General features: G+C 57.4%; 22 protein-coding genes. 20 read left to right on the top strand and 2 right to left on the bottom strand.

Features of this window, described 5'->3' with window-relative positions; translation table 11 throughout:
• Positions 1-6: 6 nt before the first annotated feature.
• Positions 7-1314, bottom strand: a complete 1308-nt coding sequence (locus JSY17_RS16590; protein ID WP_206402443.1) for an ATP-binding protein — start codon at positions 1312-1314, stop codon at positions 7-9.
• A gap of 53 nt (positions 1315-1367) precedes the next feature.
• A complete protein-coding gene (locus JSY17_RS16585; RefSeq protein ID WP_122370565.1) occupies positions 1368-2069 on the bottom strand; it encodes a response regulator in 702 nt (233 codons plus the stop codon).
• A gap of 152 nt (positions 2070-2221) precedes the next feature.
• Between JSY17_RS16585 and JSY17_RS16580 the strand changes: the two genes are divergently transcribed.
• The 20 genes from JSY17_RS16580 to tssJ all read left to right on the top strand — a co-directional run bounded on the left by JSY17_RS16580 (position 2222) and on the right by tssJ (position 25502).
• A complete protein-coding gene (locus tag JSY17_RS16580; RefSeq protein WP_206402444.1) occupies positions 2222-3382 on the top strand; it encodes an efflux RND transporter periplasmic adaptor subunit in 1161 nt (386 codons plus the stop codon).
• Positions 3382-6492 (top strand): efflux RND transporter permease subunit, encoded by a 3111-nt coding sequence (locus JSY17_RS16575; RefSeq protein WP_206402445.1) that lies wholly within the window; start codon positions 3382-3384, stop codon positions 6490-6492. The genes JSY17_RS16580 and JSY17_RS16575 overlap by 1 nt, the downstream gene beginning before the upstream one ends.
• 53 nt (positions 6493-6545) lie before the next feature.
• Positions 6546-8042, top strand: coding sequence for an MFS transporter (locus tag JSY17_RS16570; RefSeq protein ID WP_318656824.1), 1497 nt, complete (start codon positions 6546-6548; stop codon positions 8040-8042).
• Positions 8043-8142: 100 nt separating this feature from the next.
• Complete coding sequence (locus JSY17_RS16565; protein WP_206402489.1) at positions 8143-9120, top strand: SMP-30/gluconolactonase/LRE family protein; 978 nt, start codon at positions 8143-8145, stop codon at positions 9118-9120.
• A gap of 738 nt (positions 9121-9858) precedes the next feature.
• Positions 9859-11415 (top strand): type VI secretion system protein TssA, encoded by a 1557-nt coding sequence (tssA, locus tag JSY17_RS16560; RefSeq protein WP_206402449.1) that lies wholly within the window; start codon positions 9859-9861, stop codon positions 11413-11415.
• A gap of 32 nt (positions 11416-11447) precedes the next feature.
• Positions 11448-11951 carry a type VI secretion system contractile sheath small subunit gene (gene tssB / locus JSY17_RS16555; RefSeq protein ID WP_117163288.1) on the top strand — a complete coding sequence of 168 codons (504 nt, stop codon included), beginning with the start codon at positions 11448-11450 and terminating at the stop codon, positions 11949-11951.
• Between the two features lie 28 nt (positions 11952-11979).
• A complete protein-coding gene (tssC, locus tag JSY17_RS16550; protein WP_117163289.1) occupies positions 11980-13455 on the top strand; it encodes a type VI secretion system contractile sheath large subunit in 1476 nt (491 codons plus the stop codon).
• Between the two features lie 10 nt (positions 13456-13465).
• On the top strand, positions 13466-13873 hold the full coding sequence (gene tssE, locus JSY17_RS16545) for a type VI secretion system baseplate subunit TssE (RefSeq protein ID WP_117181411.1): 408 nt from the start codon (positions 13466-13468) through the stop codon (positions 13871-13873).
• A gap of 10 nt (positions 13874-13883) precedes the next feature.
• A complete protein-coding gene (locus tag JSY17_RS16540) occupies positions 13884-14390 on the top strand; it encodes a PAAR domain-containing protein (RefSeq protein ID WP_122370560.1) in 507 nt (168 codons plus the stop codon).
• Positions 14391-14394: 4 nt separating this feature from the next.
• Complete coding sequence (locus JSY17_RS16535; protein ID WP_206402451.1) at positions 14395-15246, top strand: hypothetical protein; 852 nt, start codon at positions 14395-14397, stop codon at positions 15244-15246.
• On the top strand, positions 15246-15635 hold the full coding sequence (locus JSY17_RS16530; RefSeq protein WP_232849501.1) for a hypothetical protein: 390 nt from the start codon (positions 15246-15248) through the stop codon (positions 15633-15635). Before JSY17_RS16535 ends, JSY17_RS16530 begins: the two co-directional genes overlap by 1 nt.
• Positions 15632-15946 carry a hypothetical protein gene (locus JSY17_RS16525; protein ID WP_206402454.1) on the top strand — a complete coding sequence of 105 codons (315 nt, stop codon included), beginning with the start codon at positions 15632-15634 and terminating at the stop codon, positions 15944-15946. The genes JSY17_RS16530 and JSY17_RS16525 overlap by 4 nt, the downstream gene beginning before the upstream one ends.
• Positions 15947-15975: 29 nt before the next feature.
• Positions 15976-16395, top strand: a complete 420-nt coding sequence (locus tag JSY17_RS16520) for a hypothetical protein (protein ID WP_206402456.1) — start codon at positions 15976-15978, stop codon at positions 16393-16395.
• Positions 16396-16599: 204 nt separating this feature from the next.
• On the top strand, positions 16600-18387 hold the full coding sequence (gene tssF / locus JSY17_RS16515; RefSeq protein WP_206402459.1) for a type VI secretion system baseplate subunit TssF: 1788 nt from the start codon (positions 16600-16602) through the stop codon (positions 18385-18387).
• A complete protein-coding gene (gene tssG, locus JSY17_RS16510; protein WP_206402461.1) occupies positions 18351-19358 on the top strand; it encodes a type VI secretion system baseplate subunit TssG in 1008 nt (335 codons plus the stop codon). The genes tssF and tssG overlap by 37 nt, the downstream gene beginning before the upstream one ends.
• Before the next feature lie 13 nt (positions 19359-19371).
• Entirely contained in the window at positions 19372-22026 is a 2655-nt protein-coding gene (tssH, locus tag JSY17_RS16505) for a type VI secretion system ATPase TssH (RefSeq protein ID WP_206402463.1), read from the top strand.
• A gap of 10 nt (positions 22027-22036) precedes the next feature.
• Positions 22037-23554 carry a sigma-54 interaction domain-containing protein gene (locus JSY17_RS16500; protein ID WP_117181420.1) on the top strand — a complete coding sequence of 506 codons (1518 nt, stop codon included), beginning with the start codon at positions 22037-22039 and terminating at the stop codon, positions 23552-23554.
• Positions 23555-23641: 87 nt separating this feature from the next.
• A complete protein-coding gene (locus JSY17_RS16495; protein ID WP_025260177.1) occupies positions 23642-23782 on the top strand; it encodes a hypothetical protein in 141 nt (46 codons plus the stop codon).
• 17 nt (positions 23783-23799) lie between these two features.
• Positions 23800-24996: a type VI secretion system-associated FHA domain protein TagH gene (tagH, locus tag JSY17_RS16490; RefSeq protein WP_117181421.1), complete on the top strand. Its 1197-nt coding sequence runs from the start codon at positions 23800-23802 to the stop codon at positions 24994-24996.
• Positions 24997-25001: 5 nt separating this feature from the next.
• Positions 25002-25502: a type VI secretion system lipoprotein TssJ gene (tssJ, locus tag JSY17_RS16485; RefSeq protein WP_117181422.1), complete on the top strand. Its 501-nt coding sequence runs from the start codon at positions 25002-25004 to the stop codon at positions 25500-25502.
• Positions 25503-25504 lie beyond the last annotated feature (2 nt).

Genomic DNA, 25504 nt, shown 5'->3' with positions numbered 1-25504 from the left:
TACGGATCAGTCATCAGATCTGGCTGGCAGGCGTATTTCAAACCGGGCACCGCCCAAAGGTGATGAATCGACAGTGATCCTGCCGCCCTGGCATTCAATCGCCTGACGACTGATGGCCAGCCCCAGACCGAACCCACCCGTATCACGGTCGCGACTTCGATCCAGGCGATAGAACGGCTCGAATATGTGCTTCTGCTCGGCGACAGGTATACCAATCCCGTCATCCTCGACACTGATGACAAGGCTTTGCTCCGTCAGCTCGGCACTGACCCGTACCACCTTCTCACAGTATCGAATGGCATTGCCGACCAGATTCTGCAGGGCGCGTGCGGTCAGCCGAGGGTCAAGCACAAACTGCCCGGCCGCCTTTTCAAGGCACAGCAGTAATGTGAATCCCTTGTTTTCCTGTTCATCGATAAAGCCTCCCAGCACGCTGTCCAGATAAGTCTGCAGTGGCATTGCTTCGGGGAGCGGACGCTGGTTCGGTGATTTCAGTCGAGTGTAGGAGAGCAGTTCATCGATCAGCGAATCCAGTTCCCGGATGTGGCCCACCATCTGTTCAAGACGCAGCCTTGTCGGTGGCTCCAGAGGATCGGCCATGACCAGTGCCATGCCGAACTCCAGCCTCGACAGCGGTGTACGCAATTCATGGGATACCGCATTCAAGAGCTCCTGCTGCTGATTGAGCAGGCCTTCGATATCCTGCGCCATCTTGTCGAACACCTGAGCCAGATCACCGATATTCGAGCGGGGTGAAATTTGCGTACGCTCCGCCAGATTGCCGCTTCCCAGCGTCATTGCAGTACGCTTGAGCCGTTGCAGGTCACGCCAGTGAGGCCAGACCCATATCAGCAGGCAGGCCAGCAATGCTGCACCGATCAGAATATTGATCAGCCAGTACATGATGTTGATATCGACGGGCGCATCGGGCGCTATCAGTTCGACAACCGTATCCGGGGCAACCAGGGTGAGCGCGGTACCCAGTTCGCCATAATTGTCCGAACGTACGGCATTCAGGCCTTGTGTGAGTGCCTTGCGCTCAGAGTCTGTCAGGCCCGGGTCGCTTATGGAGAGCAGCCTTAACCGATACGGGGCAAAATCTGCCTTGAGCTGGTTTTCCAGGGCCGGCCATGCCGTTTGCGGTGTCTGATCGAAACGCTGCCTGATCAGGCTCAGCGTACCTTTTGCCTGATCCTGGTTATAGGTGATGGTTTGCTGGTTGAACCACTTGAGTACAACCTCGGGAATGGCAAAGAGTGCGATGCCATAGGTCACCAGCATGATCAGGTAAAGCCGGGCGAGCATCTTGAACATGGCGGTCAGTCATCCTGCAAGGGAGGGAAAAGTGGCGAGGCGAGGCCGCAAGGCTACTCGTCCCATTCCGAGCGGCTCAGCAGATAGCCCTTGCCCCATACGGTCTTGATCCTGCGGGGCTCTGCCGGATTGTCTTCAAACTTGCGGCGCAGCTTGGAAATGGCGACATCGACCGACCTGTCGATCCCGTTGAATTCGATGCCCCGCAACTGCTGGATCAACTGATCGCGACTCAATACTTCGCCCGCGTGGCTGGCAAGCACCAGCAACAGGTTGTACTCCCCGGAGGAAAGTTCGACATCCTGGTCGCGCCATTGCACCTGGCGCTCGGTCAGATCGATCATGAGTCGCCCCAGAGCAATCTGCTGGGCATCGTGACGCGTCTCGGTAGAAAGACTGCGTCTTAACAGGGTGCGGATTCGCGCCAGGAGCACGCGAGGGTCACAGGGTTTTGCGACGTAATCATCGGCACCGGTTTCCAGGCCAAGAATCTGATCGTCGTTCTTGTCCCGGGCCGTGAGCATGATGATAGGCAGAACGGGGCTTTCGTCACGCAGCTGTCGACAGACATGCAAACCATCGAGTCCCGGCAGCATGAGATCGAGAATGACCAGATCGGGACGCAGCCGATGCATGCCCTCAAGCGCACGATCTCCACGGTTGACGACCGTGACATCGTATTCAAAACGCTGGAGATAGCTTGCAATCAGTTCTGCCAGCGCAATGTCGTCCTCGACAAGCATAATCCTGGTCATTGTTCAGGCCATTTGTGCAAAGGGGAACAGCATAACCAAGGCCTGCCGGATGCGAGCAAAGCCTTAACACTTATTAACATCTTCCCAACACTTGTTTACATGCGGTTCGCAGGCAGTCTTTAGCATGGCGTTATCTTCAGGGGAACGCCACAATGCCGTCTTTATTCCGTCTCGATCCACGTCGTTTTCTGTTGTGCGCCTGTCTTGCCGCATTGAGTGCCTGTGGCAAGCCAGCGGCTGAGCCAGACATGCCGCCTCAATTGAAGGTGGAAACAGTCAAGACGCATCCCCTGATTCTTACCACGGAACTCAATGGCCGCCTGGTTTCGCCGCGCACCGCCGAGGTTCGTGCACGAGTGGCCGGGATAGTGCTGCAGCGGGTTTATCGTGAAGGCTCCGAGGTCAGACAGGGCGATGTGCTTTTTCGTATCGATCCCGCGCCATTTCAGGCCGATCTCGAAAGCGCCGAAGCGGCTTTGCGCAAGGCACAGGCGACCGAGTATCAGACTCGCTTGCAGGCCGAGCGTTATGCAGAACTGACCAAGGTCAATGCTGTCAGCCGTCAGGACGCCGAAAACGCCCGCGCCAGCTTCCTGCAGGCACAGGCCGATGTCGCCTCGACCCGTGCTGCGCTCAAGCGCGCCCGGCTCAACCTCGATTATGCAACCGTCACTGCCCCCATCTCGGGACGAATCGGCAAGGCGCTGGTCACCGAAGGCGCATTGGTGGGGCAGGGCGATGCCACTGTTCTGGCAACCATCCAGCAGTTACAGCCGATCTATGCCGATATCAATCAGTCCACCCGGCAGATAAGCGAGCTGCGGCGCTCGTTGCAGCAAGGCGAGTTGCAGCAGCTTGAAGCGGGGCAGATCACCGCGACACTCATTCAGGAAGATGGCAGCCCTTATCCGCACAAGGGGCGGTTGCTGTTTTCCGACCTGACCGTTGATCAAGGCACCGGTCAGGTCACGCTGCGCAGTGAGTTTCCCAACTCGAAGAATGAGCTGCTGCCGGGGAGTTTCATTCGCGTACAGCTTGATCAGGCTCGCACGGCACAGGGCATCACCGTTATGCAGCGCGCCGTGCAACGCGATGCGGCAGGCAAGGCTCTGGTGCTCATTGTGGATTCGCAAGGCAAGGTCCTGGAACGGAGCATCGATCTGGGAGGCGTGCAAGGCAACCGCTGGATCGTGAAGAGCGGCCTCAATGCCGGTGACCGGGTCATCGTGGCCGGGCTGCAACATGTGCAACCGGGGAGTGCGGTCAGCGTGCAAGAAGAGGGCGCCGATGCCCTGGCTCAGGAGCTGAAGTAATGGCGCAGTTCTTTATCGATCGACCGGTTTTTGCCTGGGTCATTGCATTATTCATTGTCCTTGCCGGTCTGCTGGCGATACCGAAGCTGCCAGTGGCTCAATACCCCAGCGTGGCGCCACCCCAACTCGAACTGACCGCTACCTATCCGGGGGCATCTGCCCAGAGCATCGATGCCAGTGTGGTGAGTCTGATCGAGCAGGAACTGAACGGCGTGAATAATTTGCTGTATTTCAGTTCCAGCAGCAGCCAGGGCACGGCGACCATGACCATTACCTTTGAGCCGGGCACCAACCCCGAGCTGGCCAAGGTCGATGTGCAGAACCGCCTGAAAGTCATCGAGCCGCGTCTGCCACGTGCGGTCAGCCAGCAGGGGCTCCAGCTGGAAGAAATCTCCGCCGGATTCCTGATGATCGCGACACTGACTTCCATGGACGGTCGTCTGGATGAAATTGCATTGAGCGATTATCTGACGCGCAACGTGATCACCGAGGTCAAACGCCTGAAAGGGGTGGGCAAGGCCCAACTGTTCGGCTCCGAGCGCGCCATGCGAATCTGGATCGATCCGCAGAAACTGGTGGCTTTCAACCTGACGCCGGCTGATGTCAGCCAGGCCATTGCCGAGCAGAACGTTCAGGTTTCGGCTGGAAGCATTGGTGATTTGCCATCCTCGACCGATCAGGAGTTGACCGCTACCGTCATGGTCAAGGGGCAGTTGAGTACGCCCCAGGAATTTGCCGCCATTGTGCTCAAGTCGAACACCAACGGCTCAACCGTGACCATCGGCGATGTGGCCCGGGTCGAGGTCGGTGCCCAGAGCTACAATTTCGCAACCCGTCTGGATGGCAAGGCCTCGGTGGCCGTTGGTGTGCAACTGGCGCCGGCAGCCAATGCGATGAATACCGCGACCCTGGTGCAACAGAAGCTCGACGAGCTTTCGCGTTACTTTCCGGCAGGTGTGAAGTACGACATTCCCTATGACACCTCTCCGTTTGTGAAGGTCTCGATCACCAAGGTCATTCATACCCTGATCGAAGCCATGGTGCTGGTGTTTATCGTGATGTTCGTGTTTCTGCAGAATATCCGCTACACCCTGATTCCAGCCCTTGTGGTGCCTGTCGCCTTGATGGGGACCTTCGCCGTGATGTATGTGCTCGGCTTTTCGATCAACGTGCTGACGCTGTTCGGCATGGTGCTGGCCATCGGCATCCTGGTGGACGATGCGATTGTGGTGGTGGAGAACGTCGAGCGGTTGATGGCCCAGGAAGGACTGTCGCCCAGGCAGGCCACTCGCAAGGCCATGGAGGAAATCAGCAGTGCCATCATCGGAATAACCCTGGTGCTGACAGCGGTATTCATTCCCATGGCATTCATGTCTGGCTCAGTGGGAGTGATCTATCAGCAGTTTTCGATTTCCATGGCCGTGGCCATCGTGTTCTCGGCGTTTCTGGCCCTGAGCCTGACACCGGCTCTGTGCGCCACCATGCTCAAGCCGATACCGGCGAACGCTCATCACGAAAAGAAAGGGTTTTTCGGCTGGTTCAATCGGCGTTTCGAGCAAGTCAGTCAAAGCTACGAAAATCTGGTGAGCAAAGCAGTAGGCCGGATTGGACGCTATATGGCGATCTTTCTCTTGCTGATCGGGATCATGGGGCTGCTGTTTGCCCGCCTGCCGTCATCGTTCCTGCCAATGGAGGATCAGGGTTACACCATCACTGATATTCAGTTGCCACCGGGGGCCAGCCAGCAACGCACCATTGAAGTGGCCAGGCAGATCGAAGCACACAATAGCCAGGAAGCGGGTATCGCCAATACCGTGATGATTCTCGGTTTCAGCTTTTCCGGTAGCGGGCAGAATGCTGCGCTCGCTTTTACAACGCTCAAGGACTGGTCCAGGCGAGCCGCACAGGATTCCGCGCAATCCATTGCCGACCGGGCAACGGCAGCCTTTTCAGGGCTCAAGGACGCCATGGTCTTCAGTCTGCTGCCACCGCCTGTAGAAGGCCTGGGTACATCGGGTGGTTTTGAAGTGTGGCTGCAGGATCGAGGCTCACAAGGCAATGAGGCATTGCAGAGAGCCCGTGATGAGCTGCTGAGCAAAGCCGGCCAAAGTCCGATCCTGCAAAACGTGCGCGAAGCCTCTCTGGCAGAAAACCCGCAAGTGAATATCGAAGTGGATCGCCTGCAGGCCCATGCTATGGGGGTTGCCTTCTCGGATATCGCCAGCGTGCTGTCGACCTCGCTGGGTTCGGCCTACGTCAACGATTTCCCGAATCTTGGCCGCATGCAGCAGGTGATCGTGCAAAGCGAGGGAGATCACCGGCAACAGGTTGAAGACCTTTTGCGTCTGGAGGTCAGGAATCGCCAGGGACACATGGTGCCTGTTTCGGCATTCGCCAGCATCCATTGGACAAGAGGACCGGCGCAGCTCACTCGATACAATGGCTATCAGGCGCTCAGCCTGTCCGGCGAGCCTTCGCCGGGATACAGCACCGGTGATGCCATCGAGGAAATGGAGCGTCTGGCTTCGGGGCTGCCATCAGGGTTTGCCCTACAGTGGTCAGGACTTTCCTTGCAGGAGCGCATATCCGGTGGCCAGGTGTCGCTGCTGCTCGGGCTTTCGATGCTGGTGGTGTTTCTCTGTCTGGCGGCACTCTATGAAAGCTGGGCGATTCCTGCCGCAGTCCTGATGGTGGTGCCTCTCGGGATTATCGGTGCCGTGCTGGCAGTCACCTTGCGCGGTATGCCCAATGACGTGTTCTTCAAGGTCGGGCTGATCACCATCATCGGGCTCTCGGCAAAGAATGCCATCCTGATCATTGAGTTCGCCACGACTCTGCATGCTCAGGGCATGAGCAGGGTCGAGGCCAGTATTCGGGCGGCCCGTCTGCGTCTGCGGCCCATTGTCATGACATCCCTGGCATTCATTTTCGGCGTTGTGCCCCTGGTATTCGCCTCGGGGGCCAGCTCGGCAGGTCAGCAGGCTATCGGCACCGGCGTCATGGGCGGCATGCTCACGGCAACACTGGCAGTGCTTTTCGTACCGGTGTTTTTCGTTCTGATCATGGGACTGCGAGAGAGAGCCCGGCGCGGTTCGGCTGGTGAAGCATAAAGGTCGACCGAGTATTTTTTCGTGATGCTGTATTGAAAAAAGGATGACCTGTCTTGTCGGGTAGAACTTTAAACCGCTGGCTGGTGTTGCTGGCGGTCATGATGGCTTTCCTGCCGATCGTGCTGGATCTGACCATTCTTCACGTGGCAGTCCCCTCGCTTTCCATTGCCCTGCAGGCAACCGGCACCGAGGTTCTGTGGATCATCGATATCTATCCGCTGCTGATGGCCAGTCTGCTGATTCCCATGGGAACACTCGCTGACAGAGTCGGCCATCGGCGCATGTTACTGCTTGGGCTTGGCATCTTCTGTAGCGGTTCGGTTCTTGCCGCATTTGCGCCAAGTGCCGAGGCCCTGATCGGAGCACGGGCGTTCATGGCTTTTGGCGCTGCCATGGTCATGCCATGCACCCTGGCCATCGTGCGCCAGACTTTCGAAGATGAAGGTGAGCGAGCCATGGCCCTGGGCATCTGGGGCGCTGTGGCTTCTGCAGGCGCAGCCCTGGGACCGCTGGCTGGCGGTGCGCTGCTCGAGCATTTCTGGTGGGGGGCGGTATTCCTGGTGAACGTGCCGGTGATGCTTTTTGTCATCCCTCTGGTCAAGGCCTATATCCCTGTTCGTCTGCTATCGGCAGGCACTACGGGAAAGTGGCCAATAGGCCAGGCCCTGATTCTGATACTCGGCATCATGGCAACGGTATATGGCCTGAAGTCGGCTTTCAGGACGGGCAGTTCCCTGTTGATGACGATCATCTTTCTGGCATTCGGCATCCTGATGCTGTGCTGGTTTGCCCGCAAGCAACTGCGCTCACCCGATCCGATGCTCGATTTGAGTCTGTTCTCTGTCCCTGCTATCAGCGCAGGCGTTGTCATGTCGCTGGTGGTCATGGGAGCGCTTGCCGGGGTTGAACTGATGCTCGCCCAGGAACTGCAATTCGTGCTTGGGCAGACACCTCTGGAAGCCGGCATTTTCATGTTGCCGTTGATGATCGGCTCCGCAGTCGGCGGGCCACTGGCAGGCATGATTCTTCAGGCGACCGGGTTGAGACGGGTCGCGAGCTTTTCCCTGTTGATTTCTGCCGGATCGCTGCTGGGGCTGGCGTTTGCAGACCTGGACAGCAACGGTGTGATAGTCATTTTCATACTGGCGACACTCGGGCTGTCACTCAGCGTTGGCATGACCGCTTCTTCGGTCGCCATCATGAGCAATACCCCTGTCGAGAAAGCCGGTTCGGCAGGCGCTCTGGAAGCGACAAGCTACGATCTTGGCTCCGGGCTGGGGATTACTGTCTTTGGAATTCTGCTGACGTCCAGCTACGAAAGATCGATTCGTCTGCCGGATGACTTGCCACCGAACATTGCCGAAACAGCTGGGCGCTCGATCGGCGAAACGATGATGGCGGCAAAGGCGGTAGGCGGGCATCAGGCACAGCAACTCGTTCTGGCTGGCAAGCAGGCTTTCAGCGCCTCGCACAGCCTGGTTCTGCTCGCGGCTGCGGCCCTGATCGGCCTGGTGAGCATCGCCGTCTGGAAGCTGTTGCGCAGTCAATGAACACAGGGAATAAACTTCGACCGCCGATTACCGTCAAACCAGCCTCGTACGTATCTTCATATAAGGACGGAATATGCGGCAATTACGAAAGAGAGCGTCCCTGCTGCTGTTGGGCAGCTCACTCCTGGCAACCGGCCAGATCATGGCAGCGAACGCGGCTTCGCCCATGACAGTGGTTGCCACAACCCCTGCGTTTTCCACACTTGTCGCGCCTGATGCGAAGGTGGAAACGCTCACCGAGGGTGCAAAGTGGGCAGAAGGTCCGCTGTGCCTGCCCGATGGTCGCCTGCTCTGGAGTGACGTCAAGGCGAACAAGGTCATGAGCTGGGACGAGAAAAGTGGCGTCACGACTTTGCTGGACCCTGCTCATTTTCAGAATGGACGGGCGATGGATGCCGAAGGCCGCGTAGTTGCGGCCTCCCATGGCGAACGTGCAATCGTGCGTCAGGAAAAAGATGGCAAATGGCAAACCCTGGTCGAGAGATACAGGGGCAAACGCCTGAACAGTCCAAACGATGTCATCGTCGACAAGCGCGGCCATATCTGGTTCAGCGATCCGACCTTTGGCGTCCTGAACAAGGCAGAGAGTTACGGAGGAAAGCCGGAGCAGGGCGGTGAGTACCTGTATCGCTACAACCCGCAGCTCAAGGAACTGACCCGCCTCAAGACACCAGGCCTTCACTCACCCAATGGCCTGGCCTTTTCGCCCGATCAAAGCCTGCTCTACGTGGCCGACTCGCAACTGGCCCACGACTTCAAGAACCCGAAGCTGGCCCACAGGGTCATGGTCTATCAGGTTCACAATGGCGCACTGAGCAATGGCCGGACATTTGCCGAAATCACTCCGGGTATCCCGGATGGTCTCAAGGTCGACGCCAAGGGCAATCTCTGGAGCAGCAGTAAAGAAGGTATCCAGGTGTTCTCGCCAAAAGGCGAATTGCTGGGGAAATTACTGGTGGCTTCAGAGGATACCGGCAACCTTGCATTCTGCTCTACGGGCTCACAGCACTGGGCTTACGTGACGGCAGGCAACAAGGTCTTGAGGGTGCAGACGCTGGTTGGCGGCAGCCAGGAATAATCCGGAATCGTCAATGGGCAGGGCCTGGTTCATGCCTTGCCGTTGGCTCCCGTCATCCACACCATCATCCCGTCTTTGCTCCCCTTTCCAGAGGCATTGCCACGAAGTTCGGTGGCAATGTCATACCTTCTTTGCAGTTGCCATTGGGGAAATGCCTTAGCCGCACTCCGGGTTACCCTGATATTGATCTTTCATTGACACTCATATGTATGTATTCATCAGGGTGTAACACTTTGTCATAACTACAGAGCTCTGTTTCATGTATGTCTGACCAAGTGCCGGGATATGTGCGACATCATATTGATATCATTAGTTCCCATAAGTATGAATATATCTGCGTCAATGAAAGGGGCAGATGTTGATATATAGATGATTGCTAATGGCCATCATCCTGGATGGGTTTTTCATGCTGTAAGAGTGGGGAGCGGCTGGAGGGGCATGTCAGCGGGATTGCTGCTCCTTATGGGGTTTCGCCCAGCGCCAGCAGGGCTGGGGCGAAAGCGTAGGACATCATATTGATATCATTAGTTCTCGCGATTTAAGAATTTTCCTAAAAAGCATAAAGAAGTTTCTTCCCGATGTTTAAGTGCTTGCTAGTGGCCATCACCGTGAGTAAGATCCACGCCCTCAGAAGGTGCGATTCTCAATAAGAACAGGGGTTCGCTACCACTTCGTGTTGCCTTATGCCATTACCGTTGTAATGGCTACACCGGATGTGATCGTAATTGAAGGTCATGGATGTCCTATTCAAGTAAGCTTTCAGCTCATTACCTTGAACTCGCAAAAACACCGGTATCGACCGAAAGTTTTGCGGGGGAGGACGTTCGCTTTTCAATTGAGTACGAGGCTCTGGAAGGCGAGCTGAACAAAGCCCAGTCCATGCACGAAAGCGGTCAGATCGACTGGCTGAAAATTCGCGAAAACAGTGAAGCTCTCCTTCGCACCCAATCAAAGGATTTGCGCGTAGGAGCCTGGCTGACATGGTCCCTTTATCAACGTGAATCCTTCCAGGGGCTGTTGGCAGGCCTCGGGCTTTTACACCACCTTTGCGAGCACCACTGGCCTGAGGTTTACCCGAGCAAGGCTCGTACTCGTGCCGCTGGCATCAGCTGGCTGGTATCGCGTCTCGAACAGGTGTTGAACGAAAACGTCGCCATCAAGGAGCAACTGCCGCTGTTCCGTCGCATGGTCGAGCACCTTGAAGGCCTCGATAATGCGTGCACCAAACACCTGGGCGATGATGCACCGCTGCTGTTACCGCTTTCCCGTCGCCTGAAAAGCATGGTTCAGCGCGCTGCCGACAACCAGCCGGAACCTGGCGTAGTGGGAGCCGCGGTTGCGCAGGTAAAGCAGGCCGCTACCCAGTTGTTCACACCCGGTGCGCCGATCGACAACGAGAAGGAAGCACACAAGGCCCTGCGCGCCCAGCAGGAAAACGCTCGCCCGCTGTGCGCCTGGTGGCTCAAGCAGAAAGCCAGTGACCTGCGTGCCTTGCGCCTCAGTCGCACGCTGCTGTGGCTGCCGATCGATGCGGTGCCTGAGCGCAATGCCGAACAAATCACTGCGCTGCGCGGACTTCCGACGGACAAGCTCAAGGCCTATCAGGATCGTTACGACCAGGGCAAATACGCCGATCTGCTGGTGGAGCTGGAGGCCAGTCTGGCAAAGGCGCCATTCTGGTTCGATGGTCAGCGGATGGTCTGGGAATGTCTGCAAGCCCTTAACGCCGAGCTGGCCATGCGCGAAGTGGAAATCCACTTTGCGCTGTTGATCCAGCGGCTGCCGGGGATTATCGAATTGCGTTTCCACGACGGCGCGCCCTTTGCCGACCCGAATACACGCGCCTGGATCAGCGCCAATGTCATGCCGCACCTGCAGACTGCAAGTGCGCCGCGCAAGGTTGAAGTCGCCGACACCCAGCCTGCCTGGGAGAAAGCCCTCGAAGACGTCATGCCGGTTCTGCGCAAGGAAGGCCTCAAGGCCGCCGTGCAGATCCTCAAGCAGGGCCTGCAGAGTGCCAACGGCGGACGTGTGCGGTTTTTCTGGCAATTCGCGCTCGCGCGCCTGTGCTTCATGGCCAAGAAATATGAACTGGCCAGGACTCAGCTCGAAACACTCGATCAGACATTACAGGACTCAGGCCTGAACGCCTGGGAGCCCGATCTTGCGCTGGAAGTGCTGCATTTACTGCATAGCTGCTGCGAGTTGCTGCCGCAGAACCATGCAGTGCGTGAACGCAAGGAAGAGATTTATCGCAGGCTGTGCCACCTCGACCTCGAAGTGGTACTCGAATAGGCCCCAGGGCCACAACCGCAAGGAGAAAAGCCATGGCCAAAGAAGGCTCGGTAGCCCCCAAGGAACGCATCAACGTCACCTTCAAACCTGCCACCGGTGGTGCACAGGAAGAGATCGAACTGCCGTTGAAGCTACTTGCAATCGGTGATTACACACACCGCAAGGACGAACGCAAGATCGAAGATCGCAAGCCGATCAGCATCGACAAGATGACGTTTGACGAAGTGCTGGCAAAGCAAGAGCTGAGTCTGACATTGAGCGTGCCGAACCGCCTTCAGGAAGAAAGCGAAAACGAAGAGCTGGCCGTGAAACTGCGCGTCAACTCGATGAAGGATTTCAACCCGGCCAGTCTGGTCGAGCAAGTGCCCGAGTTGAAAAAACTGATGGAACTGCGCGACGCGCTGGTGGCCCTCAAAGGTCCGCTGGGTAACGCGCCTGCGTTCCGCAAAGCCATCGAAGGCGTTCTCGCCGACGACGAATCCCGCGGTCGCGTACTCGGTGAGCTGGGCCTGAACGCCGAAGCCCCGAAAGCCTGAGCCTCTATCAGTCAAGGAAGCCAACACAATGAGCACTAGCGCAGCACAGCAAAAGAGCAACGAGAGCGGCGAATACAGCATTCTCGACAGCATCATCGCCGAAACCCGTCTGACCCCGGACGACGAAGCCTACGACATCGCCAAGCGTGGCGTATCGGCCTTTATCGAAGAACTGCTCAAGCCGCAGAACAACGGCGAGCCGGTCAAGAAGGCCATGGTCGATCGCATGATTGCCGAGATCGATGCCAAGCTCAGCCGTCAGATGGACGAAATTCTGCACCACCCTGACTTCCAGTCCCTGGAATCGTCCTGGCGTGGTCTGCAACTGCTGGTCGACCGCACCAACTTCCGCGAAAACATCAAGATCGAAATCCTCAACGTCTCCAAGGACGACCTGCTGGACGACTTCGAAGACTCGCCGGAAGTGATGCAGTCGGGCCTGTACAAGCATATCTACACCGCTGAATACGGTCAGTTCGGTGGACAGCCGGTTGGCGCGATCATCGCCAACTACTACATGTCCCCAAGCTCGCCTGACGTGAAACTGATGCAGTACGTGTCCAGCGTAGCCTGCATGTCCCACGCGCCGTTCATTGCCGCTGCCGGCCCTAAATTCTTCGGCCTGGAAAGCTTCACCGGTCTGCCGGACCTCAAGGATCTGAAAGATCACTTCGAAGGCCCGCAATTCGCCAAATGGCAGAGCTTCCGCGAGTCGGAAGACTCCCGTTATGTTGGCCTGACCGTACCGCGCTTCCTGCTGCGTAACCCGTACGATCCGGAAGAAAACCCGGTCAAGTCGTTCGTGTACAAGGAAACCGTCGCCAACAGCCACGAGCACTACCTGTGGGGCAACACGGCTTTCGCGTTCGGCACCAAGCTGACCGACAGTTTCGCCAAGTTCCGCTGGTGCCCGAACATCATCGGCCCGCAGAGCGGCGGTGCTGTTGAAGACCTGCCGTTGCACCATTTCGAAAGCATGGGCGAAATCGAAACCAAGATTCCTACCGAGGTTCTGGTTTCCGACCGTCGTGAATACGAACTGGCCGAGGAAGGCTTCATTTCCCTGACCATGCGCAAAGGCTCCGACAACGCGGCGTTCTTCTCCGCAAGCTCGGTGCAGAAACCGAAGTTCTTCGGCATCAGCGCAGAAGGCAAGGCGGCAGAGCTGAACTACAAGCTCGGCACCCAACTGCCGTACATGATGATCGTCAACCGCCTGGCTCACTACCTGAAAGTGCTGCAGCGCGAGCAACTCGGTTCCTGGAAAGAGCGTACCGACCTCGAGCTGGAACTCAACAAGTGGATCCGCCAGTACGTGGCCGACCAGGAAAACCCGAGCGCCGAAGTTCGTGGTCGTCGTCCGCTGCGCGCTGCCCAGATCATCGTCAGCGATGTAGAAGGGGAGCCGGGCTGGTACCGCGTCAGCCTGAACGTGCGTCCGCACTTCAAGTACATGGGTGCCGATTTCACCCTGTCGCTGGTTGGCAAGCTGGACAAAGAGTAAGGAGCGACTCATGACCGGATACGGCAGTCTTTTCGAACGCCTGAGCGGCGACGCGGACCAACGCGTCGGATGGAGCCGCGAGGCCTCCGCCATGTCGTCCGTGGCTGCCCATCTGGCCAAGATGCTCAGCACCCGTGCGGGCAGCGTGCAAACGCTGTCCGATTACGGGCTACCCGATCTCAATGACATGCGCCTGAGCCTGCACGACTCCCTGAGTCAGGCACGCCTGGCCATCGAAAGCTTCATCGAAGCCTACGAACCGCGCCTGAGCAATGTGCGTGTCATTTCCCTGCCGCGCGACAACGATCAGCTTCGCCTGTCCTTCAGTATCGAAGGCCTGCTGGAAGTCGATGGTTTCAAGCGCCAGGTCAGTTTCTCCGCGCGCCTGGATGGCAGCGGTCAAGTCAAGGTCAACTAAGGAGGCTCCGATGTCCGGCAAACCCGCAGCACGCGTATCCGACCCGACTGCTTGCCCTGTATCCGGCCATGGCACCAACCCGATTGCCGCCGGTTCCGGCGACGTCTTCTTTGACGGCCTCCCGGCCGCCCGCCAGGGCGATGCCTCGGCCTGTGGCGGTGCGCTGGTCGGCGATCTTGCAACAACCGTTCTGATCAATGGCAAACCGGCTGCGACCGTAGGTTCGGTGGGTAGTCATGGCAATATTGTGACGGCCGGGTCCGGGACGGTGATTATCGGGAATACGCATACGCCGGCGCCGTTTGTTGCTCCTGAGCCAGTGGTTATTCCTGGAGTATTCAATCGTACTTTTGAGTTTCAGACTGCTAATGGACAGCCTCTATCCAGCTTGAATTACAGGATGATTTCTGAGTCTGGGATAGAGAAAGCAGGATGCTCATCAACTGCTGGTGCCACTGGATGTTTATCGACTGGCAAGCAAAGCGAAATAGTCACTATTTACGTAGCGTCGGAGTAATAGCGTGGAAACCACTATTATTATCGACGGTGTAGCTCATGTTTTTGAGACGTCGGATGGCAAAACGGAGCTGAAAATCAAGTCGGAAACGACACCTAGCGAGGATCAAAAACCTCAAAAGCTTTTAGTGCCCGATATCTGGCTTGTAACCAGGGGGAATGGAGTACCACTGTTTGCCCTAAAACCTGCGCCATCGGATGTTCAATTTAGAATTCTCACAGCTGATAAATTATATGAGGCAAAGCGCCAGTGGTTTGAGCCTTTGGCCGATAACTATAGAAAGATGGTATGGATAAACCCTGACTCTCTATCAGTTGGCTCTGAAGCCTATAAGGCGTACAAGCATTTTACGTGGGCGCAGATTATTAACTTTGCGATCGTAGATCGTGTGTCGCTCAGCTTTATGCCTACCATGTCAGGAGATTGGAAGCATAGCCCTGAAGGTGGATCTGGCTTCATATTGGTAATGATCGAAGGCGAGCCTTACTGGGCTGATGGAGTGGGGCAAATTCCGTTTGCCACCGATACATACCGTCTGTATCTGGAAGAGACAAAGCAACAAGAGGCCTCTATCCTGAAAACAGTGGAGACCGGCATGAAATATGGTGATGGTCTTCCTATTTTTCCGAAGGCGGATTTTTCTAACGAATACGATAACTACATGGTACTGCGCGGTGCGCTTTGGGCTTCGGAAAATTTTGACATTCAAGTTGAAAAGGAAATGGTCTTTGCCGGCCGCATGGGGTTTCGTGAGAGAGTTATCAGTAAAACTCTGTACCGTAATGGTTCAAGCCAGAAGCTTAAAAGCCCCATTACCCCAGATTTGGTGGCGAAATATGGAGTCTGGAAAAAGTGATGGCTCGAGTAATGATAGGGTTGGCAGTCCATTTTTTTGCATGCGCCGTCTATGTGGTCGTTAATTATTACGGCGTATCGTTGTATATATATGCTTTTGGCGGGCTGACTTCTCGCGGCGCATCCATTGGGATGGCCATGTATTTGATTTTCTATGTTTTTATTGCGGTAAATTTCATTGTGGCGTTAATGCCCAAGATTGCAATAAAACTAGTTTTTTTGTTCCTCATGGTAGGCGCTATATTGGTTTACCTGCTTCCTCTCTACCCTGTGCGGGCGTTGGCTTACAGCGTTTTGACGGGCGGTCTGACTGCTGCTGCAATATTTGTTTCAGGTAAGGTTGACGAAATGGTATTGGCGAGGCGATCCGGGCGTGGTGCTGATAAATGAAAGCGTTCTATTATTCGGTTTTGACAATCTTTGTGCTTTTTTCATTTACAGATCCAAAAAGCGAGTGGCCAATTAGCTTTGAGTATTTAGGGCTGTCAGAGAGTTTTGATATCTACAAGGAGCTATTTGTCCTTTGTGTGGTCCTTTATATTCCGCTAATGCTGCTGGTGGTTTTTTGCTTTGCAAGGGCGCTTGTCATTTTCGCAAGGTCGAAAAGTTTTCAGGGGTGCTTTTCTCTTTTGAGCGCTCCGATTGCTGGTGTTGTAGCGCTTTATCGCTTCGACAAATGGGTGTTCAGTGAGGTTTTCTAATCTTTTTTTCTCAAATTATCGAGTTGCGAATGATACGATCAATTCGAGATAAGTGGATCTGGTTGCTCGGCGCCTTGCTGATGATTGCCTGTGCGATTTTGATTTATTGCGTGAATGCCATGCTTGGATACCCTGCCAGTTCGACTCAGGTCAGTCCCTCGGGTCGTTATGTCATGGAGAATGTGCGTGTTGGGCGGATTTTCATGCTGGGTGGCATGGGGTATTTAAGGGTTATTGATACTCAGGAGCCGGGCAAGGTCTATCGAACGCCTTTATATGATACGCAGTCACTGGATATGCGTGCTTTTGAAAATGAAAAAGAAGTGGGTGTCTCCTGGATCGATTTTGATCGACAAGAAAAAACGTTCACTATTTCCATGCCGCAATGGGAAGAAAGCTGGCTGAATGTATTCATCAGCAATACCCCTTATACCCATCTGGAAAACTGACCAATATGTCCAGGATGGTAGGGGATGTGAGCGACTTGAGCATTATTGTCGACAAGGATTTGTTCGGCGATGAGCGCTTGTCGGGCTCGATATTGTCTGTGGCAGTTGAACCTGTTCGCAGGTGTTTTCCAATGATCCAGATAAACGTGGAACGCAATCCACAGGACCGCTCCTTCATAAGCTCTCCTATCAGGCAGGTAACCCGTGTCCTTTAACCACTACTACCAAAGCGAACTCACCGCACTGCGTCAGCTGGGCCGCCGTTTCGCCGAGCGTAGCCCGGCGTTGGCGCCTTTTCTGGGGCAGACCGGGCGTGATCCGGATGTGGAGCGGTTGCTGGAAGGTTTTGCATTTCTGACCGGACGCCTGCGCCAGAAGCTCGATGACGAATTGCCGGAGCTCAGCCATTCGCTGATGCAATTGCTGTGGCCCAACTATATGCGTCCGCTGCCGGCATTCAGCATTCTGCAGTTCGATCCGCTCAAGCGTTCGGGGCCGGCGTTGAATGTCGAGCGTGATACGCCAGTCGAAAGCGTGCCAAAAGATGACGTGCGTTGCCGTTTCCGTACCTGCTACCCGACCGAAGTGTTGGCACTGGATCTGGCAGCGCTGAATTACTCGGTGAAGGGCGATGGTTCGCTGTTGAGCCTGCGTCTGGAAATGAGCGCTGACGGTCACCTCGGTGAGCTGGAGCTGAGTCGCCTACGCCTGCATTTTGCCGGTGAGCGCTACATAAGCCAGATGCTGTACCTGAGCCTGTTGCGCAACCTGGAAGGCATCGAACTGATTCCGCTGGATGGTGCCGGCAAGCCCATCAATGGTGTCAACGACATGCCGATGGCATTCAAGATGCCGGGCGACCGCGTGCAGCCGGTGGGTTTCGCCGAGGAAGAAGCGTTGATCCCGTATCCGCTGAACACCTTCCGCGGCTATCGCTACCTGCAGGAATACTTCGCCTTCCAGGACAAGTTCCTGTTCGTCGATGTCAATGGCCTGGATATTCTCAAAGCGCTGCCGCAAGACACCCTCAAGCAGATGCGTGGCCTGGAGCTGCGTTTCGATATCCGTAAAAGCGGCATCCAGCGCCTGCGTCCGACCCTGGATAACGTGAAGCTGTTCTGCACGCCCATCGTCAATCTGTTCAAGCACGATGCACTGCCGATCCGGCTCGACGGCAAACAGGACGAGTACCTGTTGCTGCCTGCGGAATACGATCTGGAAAACTGTGGCGTGTTTTCGGTGGAAAGCGTGACCGGCTGGAAGCCGGGCGGCCTCGGTTATCAGGAGTATGTGCCGTTCGAGTCTTTCGAGCACGACCCGAGCTTCGACGTGCCCAACAGCCGTCCGCATTACAGCATCCGCCAGCGTTCATCTTTGCTGCATGACGGCCTGGACACTTACCTGAGTTTCGGTATCCGTCACACCGAGGCTCACGAAACCCTGTCCATCGAGCTGATGTGCACCAACCAGAATCTGCCGCGCAAACTCAAGCTCGGCGATATCTGCATGGCTTGCGAAGAGACGCCGGAGTTTTTGAGCTTCCGCAATATCACCCCGGCCACGTCGAGTTTTGCGCCGCCGCTGAACCGTGACTTCCTGTGGAAGCTGATCAGCAACATGTCGCTTAACTATCTGTCCCTTGCCGACGTCAATGCATTGAAGGTGATTCTGGAAACCTACGACCTGCCGCGCTACTACGACCAGCACGCGGAAAAGGTCAGCAAGCGCCTGCTGGGCGGGCTCAAGTCAATCAGGCATCAACATGTGGACCGGTTACACCGTGGTCTGCCGGTACGCGGTCTGCGCACCGAACTGACCATCGACCCGGAAGGGTATATCGGCGAGGGCGACCTGTTCGTGTTCGCTTCGGTTCTCAACGAGTTTTTCGCGCTTTACGCCAGTCTCAATTCGTACCATGAGCTGCGGGTAAAAAGCACACAGGGAGAGGTGTACCAATGGACACCACGTATGGGTCTGCAGCCCCTGCTTTAAGCGGGCTGACCCGAAGTATACGAGAGTACTCGCTGTTTCAGGCCGTGCTGCTGGTGATCGACCGGCTGCGCGAGGCTCACCCGTACCTGAGCGAAGACGACCTGTACGACCAGTTGGAATTCCAGGCCAACCCGAGCCTGGGTTTTCCTGGCAGTGACGTCGATCGTGTGGAATTTTTTGAAGAGCATGGGCAGATGCGTGCGCGCATGCGCTTCAACCTGATCGGTCTGGTCGGTTCCGGTTCGCCACTGCCAGCGTTTTATGGCGAGCAGGCTCTGGGGGATAGCGAGGACGGCAATCCGACCCGCAATTTCCTCGACCTGTTTCACCATCGCCTGCAACGGCTGATGCTGCCGATCTGGAAGAAATACCGCTATCGCGCCAGCTTCGAAAGCGGCGCGGTCGATGCATTTTCTTCGCATCTTTTTGCTCTGATCGGTCTTGGCGGTGAAGAGATTCGACGCGCCAAGGAACTGAACTGGAAGCGCTTGCTGCCGTATCTGGGTTTGCTCAGCCTGCGTGCCCACTCGGCGGCCTTGATCGAAGCGGTGCTGCGTTACTACTTCAAGCACGCCGAACTGACCATCGAGCAGTGCATCGAGCGGCGCGTGGAAATTCTCGACGAGCAACGCAATCGTCTGGGGCGCGCCAACAGCATGCTGGGGGAAGACCTGGTGCTGGGCGAGCAGGTGCGCGATCGCAGCGGCAAGTTCCGCATTCATATCCGCGAGCTGGACTGGCAGCGCTTTCACGAATTCCTGCCGATCGGTTTCGGCTACCAGCCGCTGTGCGCGCTGGTGCGGTTCACCCTGCGTGACCCGCTTGATTACGACATCCGCCTGGTACTGCGCCAGGAAGAAATACGCGAACTGCGCATCGGTGAACAAAACGCCTGTCGCCTGGGATGGACCAGTTGGCTCGGCCGCGAAAAAGCGGACGGTGTGGTAACCCTGGGCAGCAAAACTCATTAAGGACAGATGACCCATGATCAACGTAGACCTGCAACAACTCATTCAGGCACTGGACGCCGAAACCCGTCGTGATCTGGAACGTTCGGCCGAGCGCTGCGTTGCCCGTGGCGGTAGCAAAATCCTCGTCGAAGACTTGTTGCTGGGCCTTCTGGAACGCCCGCAAGGCCTGCTCGCTCGTGCCTTGCAGGATGCCGAAGTGGATGCCGGTGAACTGAGCGCGGCGTTGCAGCCGCGAGTCGAGCACAGTGCTTCGCGCAATCCGGTGTTCGCGCCAGAACTGGTGCAATGGATACAGGATGCGTTGCTGGTGGCCAATCTTGAACTGGGCCAGAACCAGGTCGAGCAGGCCGCGCTGATCCTTGCATTGCTGCGCAATCCGATGCGCTATGCCGGTAGCCGTTACCAGCCATTGCTGGCCAGGTTGAATGTTGAACGCCTGAAAGAGTTCGCGCTGTCCCGGAAAGAGCAGCCGGCCAGCGACAAACCCGCAGTGCAGGGCGAGTCTCTGCTGGAGCGCTTCACCCACAACCTGACCCAGCAGGCCCGCGATGGCAAACTCGATCCGGTGCTGTGCCGCGACGGTGCTATCCGGCAGATGGTCGATATCCTGGCACGTCGCCGCAAGAACAACCCGATTGTGGTCGGTGAGGCTGGCGTGGGTAAAACCGCCATCGTCGAAGGCCTGGCTTCGCGCATCGCCGCTGGTGAAGTGCCGCAGGTTCTCAAAGGCGTAGAGCTTCTGTCTCTGGACATGGGCCTGTTGCAGGCCGGTGCCAGCGTCAAGGGCGAGTTCGAGCGACGTCTCAAAGGTGTGATCGACGAAGTCAAAGCTTCGCCAAAGCCCATCATCCTGTTCATTGACGAAGCCCACACGCTGATCGGTGCAGGCGGCAATGCCGGCGGCTCCGATGCAGCCAACCTGCTCAAGCCGGCCCTGGCCCGTGGCGAGCTGCGCACCATCGCCGCCACCACTTGGGCTGAGTACAAGAAATACTTTGAAAAAGACCCGGCTCTGGCCCGTCGTTTCCAACCGGTGCAACTGCACGAACCTACGGTCAGCGAAGCCGTGACCATTCTGCGTGGCCTGGCTCAGGTTTACGAAAAGAGCCACGGTATCTACCTGCGTGATGACGCCGTGGTGTGCGCCGCCGAGCTGTCTGCCCGTTATCTGGCAGGCCGCCAGTTGCCGGACAAGGCTGTCGACGTTCTTGATACCGCATGCGCCCGTGTACGTATCAGCCTTGCCGCGGCTCCTGAAAGTCTTGAGCGTCTGCGTGGCGAGCTGGCCGAAGGCGGGCGTCAGCGTCAGGCACTGCGTCGGGATGCCGAAGCCGGTCTGCTGATCGATCACGAGGCCCTCGATGCACTGGAAGCACGACTGGACGAAGCCCAAGGCGAAATGACCGCACTGGAAAGCCAGTGGACCGAGCAGAAACAACTGGCCGAACGTCTGCTGGAACTGCGTCAGCAACTGGCCAAGGCCCGTGAAGCCGCCGCTGTCGAGCCGACCATCAGCGTGGAAGAGGACGCCGAAGGCACGGTCATCGAAACCCTGACCCATGAAACCGACGAAGCCCCGAGTGTCGAGACGCTGGAAGCCGAACTGAACCAGACCCACAGCGCCCTGACCGCCGCCCAGGCCAGGGAGCGTCTGGTCAGTTTCGAAGTCTGCCCGCGTCTGGTGGCTGAAGTGATCAGCGCCTGGACCGGCGTACCCCTGTCGCAACTGGCCCGTGAGCACAACGCCAAGGTTGCAAGCTTCGCCACCGATCTGCGTACCCGAATCCGTGGCCAGGAACAGGCTGTGCATGCGCTTGATCGTTCGATGCGCGCCACGGCTGCTGGTCTCAACAAGCCGGATGCACCGGTGGGTGTATTCCTGCTGGTTGGTCCAAGCGGCGTCGGCAAGACCGAAACCGCGCTGGCACTGGCAGATCTGCTGTACGGAGGCGATCGTTTCATTACCACCATCAACATGTCCGAATTCCAGGAGAAGCACACCGTTTCCCGCCTGATCGGCGCGCCACCGGGCTATGTGGGTTACGGCGAAGGCGGCATGCTCACCGAAGCCGTGCGCCAGAAGCCTTATTCCGTGGTGTTGCTCGATGAAGTCGAAAAGGCTGACCCGGACGTGCTCAACCTGTTTTACCAGATCTTCGACAAGGGCGTGGCCAACGACGGGGAAGGGCGCGAAATCGACTTCCGCAATACCCTGATCCTGATGACCTCGAACCTGGGCAGCGATCGTATTGCCGAACTGTGTGAAAACGGCGAGCGTCCGTCTGCCGAAGTGCTGGAAGAAACCATTCGTCCGGTCCTCAGCAAGCACTTCAAACCGGCGCTGCTGGCCCGCATGCGTGTCGTGCCTTATTACCCGGTCGGCGGCCCGGTACTGCGCGAGCTGATCGAGATCAAGCTCGGCCGTCTGGGCGAGCGTCTGAACCGTCGTCAACTGGATTTCACATGGTGCCAGAACCTTGTGGATCACCTGGCCGAGCGTTGCACCCAGAGTGAAAGCGGTGCGCGCCTGATCGATCACTTGCTGGATCAGCACGTTCTGCCGCTGGTGGCCGACCGCCTTCTGGATGCCATGGCCACCGGTGAAAGCCTCAAGCGGGTTCACGCCACGCTTGATGGCAATGCCGGTGTGACGTGCGAGTTCGCCTGAGGTGGGTGTGATGTTCACTCAGGTGCCTCAGCCGCTGGCCTATGCCGAAGCCTTGCTCGCGCAGTACGCGGAACTGTCGCGGGCAGCCAGCGGTGCCGATCTGCTGGGCGGCTTTGTGCGCGGGCTGGCCGAACTCAGCGGTTGCGAGCTGACCCAGCTCTACCTGCTCGATGCCACCAATACCTGTCTGGGCATGAATGCCGAGTGCCTTGACGGCATCCTGCAACCCCGGGAAGCGGCGAGCTTGCCGGTGGATTACAACGGCGAACAGTTGCTGCAGTTCGCCCTGTGCCAGAATCGCGTACTGTTCCTCAGTGAACTGAGCGGCAGCCTGCATGAAACCAGCTTCTTGCCGGTACAGGCCACGCCATGGCAGTCGCTGCTGTGTGTGCCCATGGTCAACCATCAGAAGTCCGTCGAAGGCGTACTTTTGTGTGCGAGTCGCCGACATGTCGACTTGCAGGGCTTTGCCGATTCGCTCGGGCAGCTTGGCTCGTTTGTGCTGGGCCAGTTGCACCTGCTGCAGCGCCTGCGCCAGCCCACAGATGATCTGCCAACTGCATTGGCCCGTGTGCCCAACGCCAGCGATTACGGTCTGATCGGCAAAAGCGCGAGCATGCGCCGCACCTGTTCGATGATCAGCAAAGTCCTGCACAGCCCTTATACCGTGCTGTTGCGCGGCGAGACGGGTACTGGCAAGGAAGTGGTCGCACGGGCGATTCATGACTTCGGGCCGCGCCACTCGAAGGCATTCATCGTGCAGAACTGTGCGGCCTTCCCGGAGAACCTGCTCGAAAGCGAATTGTTCGGCTATCGCAAGGGCGCATTCACCGGGGCCGACGTTGATCGTGAAGGGCTGTTCGACGCCGCCAATGGCGGCACTCTGTTGCTCGACGAAATCGGTGACATGCCGCTGGCACTGCAAGCCAAGCTGCTGCGCGTCCTGCAGGAAGGCGAGATTCGTCCTCTGGGCTCCAACGAAACCCACAAGATTGACGTACGCATCATCGCTGCCACGCATCGAGACCTGTCGGTGATGGTCAGTGAGGGGACCTTCCGCGAGGACCTTTATTACCGTCTTGCGCAGTTCCCTATCGAACTGCCGCCCTTGCGTCAGCGCGAAGGCGACATTCTCGATCTGGCCCGGCACTTTGCCGACAAGACCTGCGAGTTTCTGCAGCGTGATTCATTGCGCTGGTCGGATTCGGCACTGGCTCATCTGTCCAGCTATGCATTCCCCGGCAACGTGCGCGAACTCAAGGGCCTGGTCGAACGAGCTGTTCTGCTGTGCGAGGGTGGCGAGTTGCTGGCCGAGCACTTTTCCCTGCGCACAGAAGCAATCCCGATGGACAGCAGCCTCAATCTGCGTGAACGGCTGGAGCAGGTAGAACGCTGCCTGCTGCTCGATTGCCTGCGCAAGAACGATGGCAACCAGACTCTTTCCGCGCGTGAACTCGGCCTGCCGAGGCGCACGCTGCTCTACCGCCTTGAGCGCCTGAATATCAATCTGGGTGATTTCAATGGGTAGGCAACAACACGCTTTTTCACTCAGTCCGCTTCTAACAGCGCCATCCGCAAGGTCCGGCGCTTTGTGCTTACTCCTGGAGACCCTCTGATGTCTGTTCGTCACTGGCAAGCCTTCCTGCTGACACTCGTCGTTCTATGTGGCCTTGGCGGCTGCAGCGGCAATTACAAATTCAACGACAACACCTATCGCCCATTGGGTGATCCGCAGGCGGTCAACCGCGGCAAGTGACCGCAAGGAGCATCATCATGGAACTGGTTTTCGAAATGCTTAACACCAAGCAGTTCGTGCCTACGGAGTTGTGCCAGAAGACCTTCAAGCAGGCTGGTGGCGTGATCGGCCGGGGTGAGGACTGCGACTGGATCATCCCGGACCGCAAGCGGCACCTGTCCAACCATCACGCGTTGATCAGCTATCGCGAAGGAACGTTTTTCCTGACCGATACCAGCAGTAACGGTATCCAGGACAGCTCCAACGGTGCGCGCCTGCGCAAGGGTGAAGCCGTACGTATCGAACACGGCAGTGTGTATGTCCTGGGTGACTTCGAGATTCGTGCGAGGCTGGTTCGCGACCCGGCCACTTTCGACGTGGAAGTCGGCCGCCCCCAGGCTGCAGGCAGCATCATTCCCGATGACGCCTTCCTCGATCTGGACCCGCTGAATGCCATTGACCAGCAGGAGCGTGTCTACTCGGAAATCGAGGAACTGATCTCCCCGAACATCGCCATCGATGATGGGCGGCAACGTGCCGACTATGCACGCATCGATATGGAAAGCCTGCTGGTACCGGAACTGGTCGAGGTGGCGAAAAAGCCTGAGCCGGCGCCTGCACCGCCACCGGTCGAGCGTCAGTCCGAAGCTTTCTGGGACAAGTTTGCTGCCGCTCTGGGCGTGGACCTCAAAGGTCTCGATCACGATGCAAAAGAGGCACTGGCACTCAATGCGGCCCGCCTGCTCAGACAAAGTGTCGGCGGCCTGCAACAGAGCCTGCGCACCCGCAGCGAGCTGAAAAACGAACTGCGCCTGGCACAGACCACCGTGCAAGGCAGCCAGAAGAATCCGTTGAAGTTTGCCGTCGATACCAGCGAAGCACTGGGCATTCTGTTGCAGCCGGGCAAGCCAGGACAGTTGCCGGCCGAGCAGGCGATATCCCGTGCATTCCGCGACCTGCAGGCGCATCAGGTGGCGTTGCTGACAGCCAGCCGTGCCGCCGTGCGTGGCACTCTGGAACACTTCTCGCCGCAACAGCTCACCCTGCGTTTCGAGCGCGACAACAAACCGCTGATTGCCACTTCCGGCAGCCGCTGGAGAGCTTACGGGCGCTATCACCAGGCGTTGCGTCAGGATGATGACTGGAGCGAGCGCCTGCTGGCCCGCGACTTCGCCCAGGCCTATGAAGAGCAGATTCGCCTGATTTCCACCCTCCATACCGACCACCAAGGATGATGCGCATGTTTCGCCGTATGACTGCTTTCTCTAAAACGCTGGCTGCGCTGACTGCCCTGGTATTGCTGGCCGGCTGTTCAACGCTCTCGCCGTATTCCCATCTCACCAAGCTCAACCTGAAGCTGACAGCCAGTGATCGTTTGAACCCGGACCTGAACGGTCGTCCGTCGCCGATCGTTGTGCGCCTGTTCGAGCTCAAACATCCGGTAGCTTTCGAGAATGCGGACTTCTTCAGCCTCTACGAGCGCGCCAAGGAGTCTCTGGCCCCGGACATGGTGACGAGCGAAGAACTGGAGCTGCGCCCGGGGGAAACCGTCGACCTCAAGCTGACTGTGGGAGAGGGCAGTCGCTACGTCGGTATCCTGGCGGCCTATCGTGACCTGCCGGAAACCAGGTGGCGCTACACGCTGCAAGTTACCCCGCTGGCACTCACCGATGCCGAACTGGTCCTCGATCAGAACGGTATTCGCAATACCAATGAATCGCTCGCCAAGGCAGTCGACTGACC

Origin of the sequence: Pseudomonas capsici (assembly GCF_017165765.1) — a bacterium.
GTDB classification, from domain to species: Bacteria; Pseudomonadota; Gammaproteobacteria; order Pseudomonadales; family Pseudomonadaceae; genus Aquipseudomonas; species Aquipseudomonas capsici.
This window is presented reverse-complemented; position numbering and strand designations above follow the sequence as displayed.